The sequence below is a fragment of the Vallitalea maricola genome, from assembly GCF_036985595.1.
Taxonomy (GTDB): domain Bacteria; phylum Bacillota; class Clostridia; order Lachnospirales; family Vallitaleaceae; genus Vallitalea; species Vallitalea maricola.
This window is the reverse complement of the sequence record NZ_BTPU01000028.1, coordinates 82,865-96,109: the sequence shown is the minus strand read 5'-3', so window position 1 is coordinate 96,109 and position 13,245 is coordinate 82,865. Positions and strand designations below refer to the sequence as shown.

Here is a 13,245-nt window from a genome sequence, read left to right as displayed (position 1 = left end):
TTACTATGAAAATAGTAACTTATTTTTTAAATTAAATATGTATACCCGGATATGCCGTTTCCTGAATTTTGATCCCTAACTCACGTTAGGTGGGTGTCCGCACCAAAGCTTTTGTCTTCCCCGCCATAATGAGGGCTTGACATCCACTTTGAAATATAGAACTCCCGGATTGCTAATGTAGGTTCAAAATAGCAGGATTATCGTACATCCCAGGAAATATCTAACTTTGCTGTGAATTCATTATACTATATATCAAGAAATTTTGCAAGATAATTAGTGTAAATAATTATGGTTTTTTTTGTTTATTTTGTCTATAAATGATAGGGTAAATTTTGTTTTTTTGTTTCTTATATAATAACAAGTACATTATAATAACCATTTCTTTGTCACGATATTATTATATGCATTGTTGCTTATACAAATACAATCAAATTTTTCCTATTTATTAAAAGGTCATTAATTATGTATTTCAAGGCAATTTGTAATTGCTTTTCAGAATTAAATATTGTATTATAATAAACTGTGAGGAAAATTTTTCATTTAATTTTTTAAAATTTAAAAAGGAGATTTACATATGTCTAATTGTCTTATTGCTCAATCGGGTGGTCCAACGTCCGTAATAAACGCCTCTTTAAGCGGTGTTATAGATTCAGCCATAGAAAGTCCTAATATACATACTGTATATGGTGCTATAAATGGTATTCAAGGAGTTTTAAATCATAATATAATCAATTTAACATCCATATTTGCACCCTCAAAAAGTAAATTGGAAGTATTAAAGACAACTCCTTCAATGTTTTTGGGTTCATGTAGATATAAGCTACCTGATTTTACTGAAGATGAAACAGAATATAAATTGATCTTTGATATATTTGAACGCAAAAAAATTGAATATTTCTTTTATATTGGCGGTAATGATTCTATGGATACTGTTTTGAAGTTATCAAAATACGCTAAAATTAAAAATAAGAATGTTAGAATCATTGGAATACCAAAAACTATAGATAACGATTTATTTGGAACTGACCATACTCCTGGCTTTGGTTCAGCAGCTAAGTTTGTAGCTACTACAATGCTTGAAATATCTTATGATACATACATATATGATATCCCTAGTGTCACTATCGTTGAAATAATGGGACGAAATGCTGGTTGGCTGACGGCATCTGCTGCACTTGCTAGAAATGAATATAATTCATCTCCAGATTTGATCTATCTACCTGAGGTACCTTTTTCTATCTATGATTTCTTAAATAGTCTAAAACGCATTCAAAAAACTAAAAAGAATATTATAGTTGCAGTTTCAGAAGGTATCAAGGATAAAGATAGAAATTATATTTCAGCATCTGAGAATTCACTTGATGATTCTTTTGGTCATGCTAAGTTAAGCGGTACAGGAAAAACTCTGGAACACATAGTAAGTAAATCTTTGGGATGTAAGGTTAGATCAATAGAACTTAATGTATTACAGAGAAGTGCAATGCACAGTGCATCATTACAAGATATCAATGAAGCTTGTGAGGTTGGAAATAACGCCGTTGAGTATGCTGTTGCTGGTTACACTGGACAAATGGTATCAATCATTAGAACAAGTAATATTCCATATAAATATCAAATAGATTGTGTGGATATAGAAAAAGTAGCCAACAAGGAGAAATTAATCCCTACTGAATGGATATCTGCTGATAATGGTGACATTACAAAAGAACTTATAGAATATATATCACCATTGACATTCGGGGAACCAAATATACAATATAAGAACGGGCTTCCTGTATATTTGGATATCAGACATTTAATATCCAATAATTAAAAGTAAGAATTAATATCCACAATACAAAGAAAGAAGCAACGCCTCGTCTTCCGTAGGAACTTTCCTATAAGATACAAAGAGCTGTCCCATATAACCTTAAATATGTTGGGACAGCTTTCTATTTGCTAATATTATAGATAGTATTACTATAACTCTTTAGATATTTCTAATATATTATTTTTAATCATTTTTAATTGTTGTTTGACCTTATCCATGATATTAGATTCAACTAATTGCTTGTTCTTGACCAAAATCTTTCCATCAACTATTACAGTATCTACATTACTTGGATTAGAAGAATACACTAAAACGGAATAATAATCATATAATGGCTGCATATTTATGGAATCAGTCTCAAAAAGTACTAAATCAGCTTTTTTACCGATTTCAATAGAACCTATTTCATTATCCATATTAAGAACTCTTGCTCCACCGATTGTAGCCATTTCTAAAATTTCACTAGCAGGAAATAAACTTCTGTCTTTATTATGTAGTTTATGTATCTTTCCTACTAATGACATCTGTGTTACAATATCCAGCGTGTTTCCACTCATTGGTCCATCTGTCCCAAGTCCAAGCTTCATACCTTTTTGATATATTTTTGTGATTGGAGCGACTCCTTTTGCTCCTTTGGAGTTAGCACCTACATTATGACTAATACCGACTTTTCTTTTTGCTAATATATCTATATCACTGTCTGATACCAAGATTGAATGTGCAGATATAAACCTTTCACTAAGGATACCAATACTATCTAAATATTGTACTGGTGTCATATCATATTCTTCTAAACATTGGTCATATTCATAACCCATCTCTGCCACATGCATCATTATAGGAACATTATATTTTTCTGATAATTTACCAGCCAACTGTAAATGATGTTTATCATTGGTATATGGTGCATGAGGTGCTACAGCTGGAATTATTAGATTATCATCTTTCCACTTGTCTATGAACCATTCACAATAATCAAGACCACCATAAGCTTCTTCTGAATCTGGTGAGCTAAAGTTAATAATAGTCTCCCCTAATACGCCTCTGACACCAAGTTCTTTAGCTGCTCTTGCAACTTCATCCTCAAAAAAATACATATCAGTGAATGTAGTTACACCTCCTAATAACATCTCTATTATGCCATACTTAGCTCCCAGATAAACCAATTCTTTATTTACCAGTTTTTTCTCCAATGGAAATATATATCTTTTTAATCTATTTGGCACATCATCTCCAAGACTTCTAAACACCACCATAGAGGCATGTGTATGTGTATTTATCATACCTGGTATGAGAATGCCATTTTTCCCGTCTATAATATTATCAGATAGATATTTGGTTAATAAATCCTCATTACCAATATCATGAATCAGATTATCTTTTAATATTACTACACCATTTTCAATAATATCTTTATCAGCATTCATGGTAAGAATATTAACGTTTTTTATAATTGATTTTGCCATATCATTATACTCCTTCACATACTTTAAGTTAACAAAACAACTCTACTACTTCTTGTTTAACAACATCTATTAATCCTCTATCTGATATTTTTAAGCTTGGACTAACTGGAAGAGATAACGTACTAAAAGACATAATTCTATTATCATGTTCATAACCTAGAATTCCCATCTTTTCACTTACACACTTAACCTTCTCCCCTAATATATCTATCCTTTCTTCTGATATAATACCACCTACTGAGAGCTCTACGCCTGCAAGGATTTTTCCATCTTTTACAACGCAATATCCTCCTCCGTTTTCAATTATCCAATTTACTGCTATAGTCATATCTTTTGGATTTTTTCCCATTACCATTAGATTATGGTGGTCATGTGCGTAAGTAGTAGCTATTGCCCCTTCTTTTATTACACTCCCACCAACTAGTCCATAAGCTTTATTATTATTCTTTCCATATCTTTCAAAAACAGTAATTAAGCAATATGGTGAAGATTGCCAGTGTAGCTTTCCATTATTAACATCCATTGTGTTTTTTTCTTCTATTGTGAAAGTAGTATGAGGTGTTACCTTCATTGTTCTACAATTAATTCTACCCTTCTCTATTGGTGCTGACACCTCAAAATCTGATTGGGATACATAGTCCAATTTTACACTTTTATAAAACTCTGGCGGAAATCCTATTTCACTTTCTTTATATTGTAGTTTTCCATCATATTCTAACTTCCCATTTTTATACACCTTATCTATTTCAAAATTATCAATATCACTAAGCAAGATAAAATCTGCTACCTTTCCTGGGGCAATACTGCCTCTGTCATGTAAAAGCATTCTTCTTGCAGGAGTATAAGTACTAACATATATTGCCATTTCTATAGGCATGCCCATCTTAATTGCCTTTCTTACTAATAAGTTCAAATGTCCATCTATTAGACTATCAGCCATGACATCATCTGTAACCAAACAAAAATGTTCATACAGATTATTCTCTACTAGATACTTAATATTTTCCTGCGTCATGGATTTATGTTGAATTTCCAAGAACATTCCATTTTCTATTTTTTCTTTTATGGAAGAAGGTGTTTGCTGGGTATGGTCTGCATCAACTCCTTGATAAATGAATTTTGCTAAATCTAGACCTGTTATTTTAGGACAGTGACCTTCTATCTTCAAATTAGGTCTTTCATCTTTAATTTTCTTGATTATTCTATTAATCAATGATTCATCATCATTAATCAGACCTTTAAAATTCATTACTTCTCCTAAACAGCAAATTTCTTTTATCTTAATAAGCTCTGAAACATCTTCAACCTCTATACTTCCTCCTGTTGTTTCAAGTAGTTTAGTTGTTGAAGGAACTGAACTTGGTATAGAATATAATATATCTACAACATTATTTTTTGTACTCCTTAACATGGCTAACATTCCTTCTATACCAAAAACATTAGCTATTTCATGAGGATCAGCAACTACTGTCGTAACTCCATGAGGAATAACCGCCTGAGAAAACTGAAAAGGTGTAGTCATTGAACTTTCTATATGCATATGAATATCAATCAAACCTGGAATCATATACTTACCATGACCATCAATAACTTCTTTTGCGGTGAATTCTTGATTATAGTCTTCTCCCATTTTACTAATATATAAAAACTTTTGATTAAGTACTGCTACATTTCCATGTATAAATTTTTTAATATATGCATTATATACTTGTACGTTTTTAATTAATAAATCTATTTCCATAATTATACTCCTATCTTTTTCTAATCATATAAAGTTACCTATAATACAATAGCGCAATACATACATATGTTGATATCTCTATCAACTTAAGTATATATTACGCTCATAATAACTTATACCAGCAACTTAGAATTTATTATTGATTTAATGTTCTATTCCACTTATCAATCCATTGTGTTTTCATTTTATTCACAAATTTATGATCTACTGTATTGGATTTTCCTACTACTTCTCCATAAGTTAAGTTTGCTGCTTCTTCATCTGTTAATTCTACCTCAGTGTTTACTGGTGATTCACCTAATGCTTTTGCAGTTCTAGTTTGAACTTCAGTGCTTAATGCATAGTTGATAAATTTTATTGCTAAATCTTTATTCTTAGAACTTTTAACAATATTAATAGTATTAAAGTTTATGAATGCACCTTCTTCTGGGTCAACAAATACTACATCTGGTGCTCCTGCTTTAACTCTTGGATATGCAAAATCAGCAGTAATTGCAACTTCTATTTCATTGTTAGCAAACATATTAGCTAGGTCAGATGACTTAGTATAAGTTTTAACTAAATTAGGTTTTAATTCTTCCAATGCTTTAAATGCTTCTTCTCCATTATCAGAAGTAATGTCCACACCTTTGCTATTTGATGCTATATACATTGTTGCAGGTCCGAATGTAGTTGTTATCTCAGGAATAGAAATTTTTCCTTTTAACTCACTCTTCCATAAATCGTTCCATGATTTTATTTCAAATCCAACCTTATTAGGATCATATGCTATAGCTGCACGATTCAAAGTATAAGCTGGACCATATCCTGCTTCAACTAGGTATTTTGCTTTTTCATCAATCTTTTTTGCATTGTCAATTTTACTATAATCAAGTTCATCAAATAAACCTGCTTCAATACCTTCTTGTGCGAAAGCTTCTGCAAGATATATAATATCTATGTTGCTATCTGGATTAGTTTTCAATTTTGTTAATCTCTCTGAATTATTACCTGTTTCTAAAACTATCTTTACATTATTTGCTTCTTCAAAAGGAGTAAATACATTTTCCCAAAGTAAATCTTCACTATAACCCCATGTAGAGATTACTAACTCAGTTGGGCTTTCATTTTTTGGTTGATTATCTCCATCTTTTGCTTTATCAGTTGCTCCACATCCTGTAACACTTACTAATAATATCATTAATGCTAAAATAATTGATATCTTTTTCATTGTTAACCTCCATAATTTTTATTTTTTACTCTCAGTATTCAGAGAGTATTTATTAATATGTAGAGTTTAATTATCTACAGTATTGCACTCTTTTCAATCATTCTATACTAATATTAATTTATTTGCAGGTAAATATAATTTGATTTCATTACCTTGATTATATATTTTTTCATTACTGGCATTAACCAGTATAGTACCTACTTCAGTACTGATGGAATACTGATACTCTTTTCCAAGATATGTTCTAACATCAACAATACCCTCTAATATATTGTTTTCTGCTTCACTCTCATTGTCTATTATCTTAATATTATCTGGTCTGATTGTCCCAACCAGCTTTTCTTTTGTTTTAGTATCCTTATCACTAATATCGGTAATAAACTTCATACCAGATTTTGATTGATATATATTATCTCCAATTTTATCTAACTCTATAAAATTTTCAAATCCTACAAATCTTGCTACAAATTCGCTTGATGGATTTGTATATATTTCTTCAGGTGTATCATATTGCTCTATAATTCCACCATTCATAACGGCAACCTTATCTGAAATCGAGAAACATTCTTCTTGATCATGGGTTACAAAAATTGTAGTGATTCCTAACTTTTGCTGCAATTTTCTAATTTCTGCTCTCATCTTTAATCTTAATTTTGCATCCAGATTACTAAGAGGTTCATCTAACAACAGTAATTTTGGTTTAATCACCAAAGCTCTAGCTAATGCGACCCTTTGTCTCTGTCCACCTGACAATTCCTTGGGATATCTTGAATTATACCCTTTCAAATCAACAACTTCCAATATCTCCTCTACAGCCCTTTTTATATCCTTCTTATCTACTTTTTGCATCTTCAATCCAAAAGCTACATTATCAAATACTGTCAGATGAGGAAACAATGCATAGCTCTGAAATACTAATCCAAAATTTCTTTTATGAACAGGTATATATGTATAATCCTCTTTTTCACATATAAACTGACCATTCTTAGGTTGTATAAAACCTGCAATCACTCTTAAAGTAGTAGTTTTACCACAGCCACTAGGTCCTAATAATGAAACTAATTTACCTTCTTCAATATCAATATTCAATTTTTTTAATATATCTACTTTACCATCGTATGAAACAGTAATTTCTTTTAAATTAATAAATGACATATTGTACCTCCATTCTTATTTAGAAAAATAGCTTAGCCCTAAGGTTCTCTCAACAATAAACATAATCCCAATCGTCATAATCATTAATGTAACAGATAATGCTGAGATTGTTGGATCATAATAGTATTCTACATAACTCATCATTTTGATTGGCAATGTACTTACACCTGGACCTGTTAAAAATATTGATATAGGTACATTATTAAATGAATTTATGAATGCCAGCATAAAAGCTGCAATAACCCCTGATGTTATATTAGGAAATACAACTAAAAAGAATGTTTTCAACCTACTTGCTCCCAAGCTGACTGCAGCTTCTTCTATGGAATAATCAAAACCTTCTAAACTAGAAGCAACCACCCTAATGATGTAAGGTAATATTATTATGATGTGACCTATCAATAAACTTGTATAAATAGGTAATTTCCATTTTATAATAATAAAATTAAAGATTGAAAAACCAAAAACTATTCCTGGAACAATAATTGAAGAGAAAAATATATTTTTAATAAGTGTTTTTCCTTTAAAATCAAATCTACTCATTGCATATGCAGCAGGAACACCTATAATCAATGCAATGATTGTTGCTATAACTGCTACCTGAATACTAATGGAAAAAGTCTTCATGAACATATCCGATGTAAAAATATTTACGAACCATTTTAAACTGAATCCTTTTGGTGGAAATGCAATAACTTCATCTGGTCCAAAAGCTGTCATTATTATAATAACTACTGGTGCGAATATAAATAAATATACACAAACAGTAAAAAATGTTAACAATTTATTATGCTTCATATTAAACACCCCTTTCATTTAATCTGCTAGCCAGTTTATTTATTACTCCTATAACGGTCAAAGTAGTAACAATCATAACAGTAGCTACCACAGATGCTCCAGTCCAATCTCCAAGAGTCATAGCTCTTTGATAAACAAGGGTTGATAATACTATATTAGTATTTCCTCCTAAAAGTTGAGGTGTTGTATATGCAGTGAATGCACCAGTAAATACAAGTACACATCCTACTATAAGTCCAGGTACACTAAGAGGAAAAATTACTTTAAAAAATGCTTTAATCCTATTAGCTCCCAAACTCTCTGCAGCTTCTAATAAATCGTTTTCAATATTTTCCATAACACCCACTAAAGATACAACCATTAAGGGTAAAAACAAGTAAACCGTACCAATAACGATTGCAAATTCTGTATATAAAAGTTTTAATGGTTTATCAATGATATTAAGATTCATTAATAGTTTATTAATAACTCCATTGGAACCTAGAATAGTCATCCAAGCAAAAGAACGAACAACCGAATTAGTTAGAAGGGGGAAAACTGTACAAGCAATAAATATACCCCTAACACTTTTCTTAGTTCTTGATATGTAATATGCCACAGGCATTCCTAGAATCATACACACGAATGATGTAATAAGTGCAATTCTAAGTGTTCTATTAAATATCTTTATATAATATCCATCCTTTAAAAATTCAATATACCTTGCAAAACTATAACCTTTCTCACCAATAAATGTAGATCCTATTGTATATATTAATGGAATAAATAGAAATACAATTATTAAAGTTAACCCTGGTATTAATAAAGTATAAAACCACTTCTTCTTCATGAAATCTTCCTTTCTAGTCTTAATAAAGTAATATATACTATAAAAAGATATTTATATTATGCTTAATTATATCGTTATATATTCAGATAGGAATAATAGTATATACTAAGATTATCTTCTTCTTTAACTTCTCCGAACATTTATTACAAAAATAGAATTAAAGTTCGCTATGACGAAATATAGTATATCATGTAGAATTATGTAAGTCAATTATTAATACTACTAATTTTACATATCAACTTTATTTTCTAAATATATTTTTTCAATTTTCCATAAATTCGCCCATAAAAATTTACAATAATAACTTAAAATTGTTTAAATTTTATTTTATTTATTGTATAATTTAATATAACAAACAAAATTATATACACAAATAAAGTTTTTTCAATTATTTTTTTATCTTTTTTTAATTTGGGAGGGTATTATTATGAAAACTAACAAAAAATCAACTCTATTCAGTTTTGACGGTAAACCATCTTTAAAAGATGTTGCACCATTAGGACTACAGCATGTTGTTGCAATGATCGTAGGTTGTGTTACCCCAGCCCTTATTGTTGCAAGTGTTGCAGAACTTAATCCTAGTGATAAAGTTTTATTAGTTCAAGCTTCATTATTTTTTTCTGGAATAGCTACATTAATTCAAATTTTTCCAATAGGTGGGGTTATCGGCTCAAGACTACCTATAATTATGGGGGTAAGTTTTGCATATGTACCTACATTAACAGCTATAGCTGGCGAATTTAATATAGCTACATTATTTGGTTCACAATTAGTAGGTGGTTTAGTTGCAATATTATTTGGTATTTTTCTAAAAAAACTATCCTATCTGTTTCCACCTCTTGTTACAGGTACAGTTATACTCTCAATAGGTTTATCCCTTTACCCCGTTGCTATCAAATATATAGCAGGTGGTGCTGGTTCACCTGATTTTGGTTCTCCTCAGAACTGGATAATTGCAATGATAACTCTTGCTGTTGTAATATATTTCAATCATTTCACTAAAGGGACTTTAAAACTTGCCTCTATTCTAATAGGTATGATTGTGGGATATGTAATTTCTATATTTCTTGGAATAGTATCTTTTGATGCTGTTCGGGAAGCAAGTCTATTTCAAGCTCCTAGGTTTATGCATTTCGGTATCAATTTTAACACTACAGCAATCGTATCTATGGTTATTATGTATGTTGTGAACTCCGTTCAAGCTATTGGTGACTTATCTGCTGCAACAGGTGGTGGTATGGACAGACTTCCTACTGATAAAGAACTATCTCACGGAATTATAGGTTTTGGTTTTACAGGGATTATTTCTGCTTTCTTTGGATGTATGCCAACTGCAACCTATAGCCAAAATGTTGGTATAGTCACTGTAACCAAAGTTATCAATAAATGGATATTTATTTTTGCATCTTTTATTGTTATTTTAACAGGACTTATTCCAAAATTTGCTTCTATACTTTCTGTTGCTTTAGGGATGGGAATCGTACAAGTTCCTAATTCACTTGCTCTATTTCCATCATGGTTTATATCAATATTTGGAAAATCTTCTGTTGTTGTAACTACACTAGTTGCTATACTTTTAAACCTTTTACTTCCACAGGATAACTCTAAAGATGTTAAATCTAATACATAAAATTAAAAGAAGAAGTTTAGTACTATTATTTCTAAAATACTAACACTTAACTAGAAGCTATCGTTATCTCAAGATTTAAAAAGGCCGTTGTACCAGTAAAATTTACTGATGCAACAGCCCAATTAAAATACAAAACTATAAAATCAATTGCACTTTTTCCTGAAATTACCAATTGATAAGTCACTTATGGAAGTGATTGTAACATTTCTTAACTCCTTCTGGTCCTTAAGATTATAATAGAAAGAGTCTATTTCATTGTTGTTATCATCTAGAATTATTTTGATTTTAGGTCTACAACATGCTTCTTCGTAATTTTCAACTACGATACCTTTGTATCTATTACTAAGCTCCACACAAGTCCCAACTGGAAACGGTGCTACTTTCTTAACAAAATTTTGAATCAGATTAACATCAAACATAATACCTCCATTAGCCATTATATACTCTATAGCTTCAGAAGGCAGTAAAGCTTTCCTATATGGTCTAGTTGACGTTAAAGCATCATATACATCAGCTATACCAATAATTCTGCCATATAATGAAATATCTTCTTTTGCTCTATTAGAAGGATATCCTGTTCCATCATACTTTTCATGATGCTGTAAAACACCAATATATGAAGAAAGAGGTATCTCAAATGTCTCTTTCAAATAATTATATCCGTATTCCGAATGTTTTTGTATATGCTTATATTCTTCTTCAGTCAATTTTCCATTTTTATTAAGAATTTTACTGTTGATAAACATTTTGCCAATATCATGTAATATAGCCCCAAGTCCAAGATTATATAGTTTTTCTTTGTTGAGTCCAATAGAAGTCCCAAGGACTATGGATAACACAGCAACATTTACGCAATGATAAAACGTGTAGTCGTCAAATATTTTCAGGTCAATAAGATTAACAATTGTGTCTCGGTTCTCAAGTATCTGATCTACTATATTAGTAACTAGAGACTTTGTCTCATTTATGTTATTTGTTTTTTTATTAGATTTTTTGTCATTGTCAGCCTCTATAAATACATTTTTTATGGTGTTAACTGTATTTCTTCTTAATTCATCACATATTATATCTTTAACTTCGATATCAGAAGAAATATAATCTTCAACATAGATTCCTTGATACCCCATTTTATATATTTTATCGATATATGACTTCTGAACAACACTGCCTTTGCTTAGTAATAGTTGATTATTTCTATCAAATAAACTCTTACCTACATACATACCTTCCATTAACCCATTAACAGGTACAAATCTCATTTATTATGTCACCTCTACTTTGAAGTATACACCCTTAGCTTATAAATTGTATCAACTTTAGTTTATTTATATCTATTTATATCCATAATATCTATTATTGCATAAACTCAAATAATTTGAATAGTTAAAATGGACTATATAGATTATAACACAATATTGTTTTATCCAATAGTCAATTTAGTAATTTTTTAATTATATATGGTAATAAATTTTTTTACGACTAGCATTTTTATTTAATAATTCAATAACTTAAGAATTGTTTAAAAGGAATGATTTTATAATATTCTTACCTTATATTCAACCACTTCATATATTACTTTTATCTATTAATAATAATTATTATATGACTTATTCATTATATATATATTTTCACTTGCGCAAATGATTTAAAATATATATAATGGTATTCTAAGGAAATAAACTTATATATAAATATAATAATTATTAAAAATGGGGTAATTTGGGTGAATGATATAAATAAATATAAAAAAATTAAAAATGTTGCTTTATCTGGGATTCTTGGTAATATTTTTCTGTTGGTAATCAAACTCATAATTGGTTTTTTATCTATGAGTCAAGCTATGATTGCAGACGGACTTAATAGCGCGGGAGATGTTTTTGCATCTACCATAACATTTATAGGTAACAAAATCTCATCTACACCAGGAGATGATGAACACCCATATGGTCATGGAAAAGCTGAATATATATTTTCAATGATAATTAGTTTTTCATTGTTCTTTGTTTCATTTTCAATTTTTAAAATGTCTATTGATTCTTTAATCAACAAACAAGAATTTGAATATTCACCTTGGCTGATATATATCGCTCTAGCTTCTATAGTAATCAAATTAGTTCTATTCATGTACTCCATCAACATTGGTAGAAAATATAACAGTCTATTGGCTATAGCTAATGCCCAAGATCACAGAAATGATATATTCTTATCATCTTTGACCTTATTAAGTGTTATTCTTGGTAATTACAATATTTATTTTGTTGATGGAGTTGTAGGTATATTGATTTCATTATGGATAGCTTATACAGGAGTGTCTATTTTCAATCAATCATATTCCGTTTTGATGGATACTAACATTGATTCAAAAGTAAAACACGAAATGGAAAAACAGATAATGTCAATAGAAGGACTTGACCATGTAGATAATATCAACTCCAAACCAATAGGTCTTAATTTTATATTAATTGTAAAAATATCTGTTGATGCTAATATGACAGTATACGAAGGACACTCCATATCAGCACAGATAAAAAAATTACTCATGGAATTTGATCATATAGAAGATGTTGTTGTACACGTGAATCCTGCTCAATATCACAGATAATATG

The 13,245-nt window shown here is 30.0% G+C and carries 10 protein-coding genes and 1 other RNA gene; 3 read left to right on the top strand and 8 right to left on the bottom strand.

What is annotated here, in order from left to right; translation table 11 throughout:
• Positions 1-38: 38 nt before the first annotated feature.
• Positions 39-219: non-coding RNA, 6S RNA (gene ssrS, locus AACQ14_RS09965), on the bottom strand.
• Positions 220-574: 355 nt separating this feature from the next.
• Between ssrS and AACQ14_RS09960 the strand changes: the two genes are divergently transcribed.
• Complete coding sequence (locus tag AACQ14_RS09960; RefSeq protein WP_339363430.1) at positions 575-1,813, top strand: 6-phosphofructokinase; 1,239 nt, start codon at positions 575-577, stop codon at positions 1,811-1,813.
• Positions 1,814-1,959: 146 nt separating this feature from the next.
• On the opposite strand, the gene AACQ14_RS09955 is transcribed toward AACQ14_RS09960, so the two are convergent.
• From AACQ14_RS09955 to AACQ14_RS09930, 6 genes are all read right to left on the bottom strand, one after another.
• The gene (locus AACQ14_RS09955; protein WP_339363429.1) at positions 1,960-3,276 is read right to left on the bottom strand and encodes an amidohydrolase; all 1,317 of its coding nucleotides are present in this window, start codon (positions 3,274-3,276) and stop codon (positions 1,960-1,962) included.
• 28 nt (positions 3,277-3,304) lie between these two features.
• Positions 3,305-5,017 carry an adenine deaminase gene (locus AACQ14_RS09950; protein WP_339363428.1) on the bottom strand — a complete coding sequence of 571 codons (1,713 nt, stop codon included), beginning with the start codon at positions 5,015-5,017 and terminating at the stop codon, positions 3,305-3,307.
• 136 nt (positions 5,018-5,153) lie between these two features.
• The gene (locus tag AACQ14_RS09945; protein WP_339363427.1) at positions 5,154-6,227 is read right to left on the bottom strand and encodes an ABC transporter substrate-binding protein; all 1,074 of its coding nucleotides are present in this window, start codon (positions 6,225-6,227) and stop codon (positions 5,154-5,156) included.
• Positions 6,228-6,329: 102 nt separating this feature from the next.
• On the bottom strand, positions 6,330-7,382 hold the full coding sequence (locus tag AACQ14_RS09940; protein ID WP_339363426.1) for an ABC transporter ATP-binding protein: 1,053 nt from the start codon (positions 7,380-7,382) through the stop codon (positions 6,330-6,332).
• Positions 7,383-7,397: 15 nt separating this feature from the next.
• Positions 7,398-8,180: an ABC transporter permease gene (locus AACQ14_RS09935; RefSeq protein ID WP_339363425.1), complete on the bottom strand. Its 783-nt coding sequence runs from the start codon at positions 8,178-8,180 to the stop codon at positions 7,398-7,400.
• A 1-nt stretch (position 8,181) separates the two neighbouring features.
• Positions 8,182-9,009, bottom strand: coding sequence for an ABC transporter permease (locus AACQ14_RS09930; RefSeq protein WP_339363424.1), 828 nt, complete (start codon positions 9,007-9,009; stop codon positions 8,182-8,184).
• 427 nt (positions 9,010-9,436) lie between these two features.
• Between AACQ14_RS09930 and AACQ14_RS09925 the strand changes: the two genes are divergently transcribed.
• Complete coding sequence (locus tag AACQ14_RS09925; protein ID WP_339363423.1) at positions 9,437-10,639, top strand: uracil-xanthine permease family protein; 1,203 nt, start codon at positions 9,437-9,439, stop codon at positions 10,637-10,639.
• A gap of 143 nt (positions 10,640-10,782) precedes the next feature.
• On the opposite strand, the gene AACQ14_RS09920 is transcribed toward AACQ14_RS09925, so the two are convergent.
• A complete protein-coding gene (locus tag AACQ14_RS09920; RefSeq protein WP_339363422.1) occupies positions 10,783-11,898 on the bottom strand; it encodes an HD-GYP domain-containing protein in 1,116 nt (371 codons plus the stop codon).
• Between the two features lie 464 nt (positions 11,899-12,362).
• On the opposite strand from AACQ14_RS09920, the gene AACQ14_RS09915 reads away from it, so the two are divergent.
• A complete protein-coding gene (locus AACQ14_RS09915; RefSeq protein WP_339363421.1) occupies positions 12,363-13,241 on the top strand; it encodes a cation diffusion facilitator family transporter in 879 nt (292 codons plus the stop codon).
• The last annotated feature ends 4 nt before the right edge of the window (positions 13,242-13,245 follow it).

Excerpts from the sequence above, each read along its gene's own strand:
- AACQ14_RS09955 (WP_339363429.1), bottom strand. The coding sequence starts at position 3,276 with ATGGCAAAATCAATTATAAAAAACGTTAATATTCTTACCATGAATGCT.
- AACQ14_RS09950 (WP_339363428.1), bottom strand. The coding sequence starts at position 5,017 with ATGGAAATAGATTTATTAATTAAAAACGTACAAGTATATAATGCATAT.
- AACQ14_RS09940 (WP_339363426.1), bottom strand. The coding sequence starts at position 7,382 with ATGTCATTTATTAATTTAAAAGAAATTACTGTTTCATACGATGGTAAA.
- AACQ14_RS09960 (WP_339363430.1), top strand. The coding sequence starts at position 575 with ATGTCTAATTGTCTTATTGCTCAATCGGGTGGTCCAACGTCCGTAATA.
- AACQ14_RS09920 (WP_339363422.1), bottom strand. The coding sequence starts at position 11,898 with ATGAGATTTGTACCTGTTAATGGGTTAATGGAAGGTATGTATGTAGGT.
- AACQ14_RS09925 (WP_339363423.1), top strand. The coding sequence starts at position 9,437 with ATGAAAACTAACAAAAAATCAACTCTATTCAGTTTTGACGGTAAACCA.
- AACQ14_RS09935 (WP_339363425.1), bottom strand. The coding sequence starts at position 8,180 with ATGAAGCATAATAAATTGTTAACATTTTTTACTGTTTGTGTATATTTA.
- AACQ14_RS09945 (WP_339363427.1), bottom strand. The coding sequence starts at position 6,227 with ATGAAAAAGATATCAATTATTTTAGCATTAATGATATTATTAGTAAGT.
- AACQ14_RS09930 (WP_339363424.1), bottom strand. The coding sequence starts at position 9,009 with ATGAAGAAGAAGTGGTTTTATACTTTATTAATACCAGGGTTAACTTTA.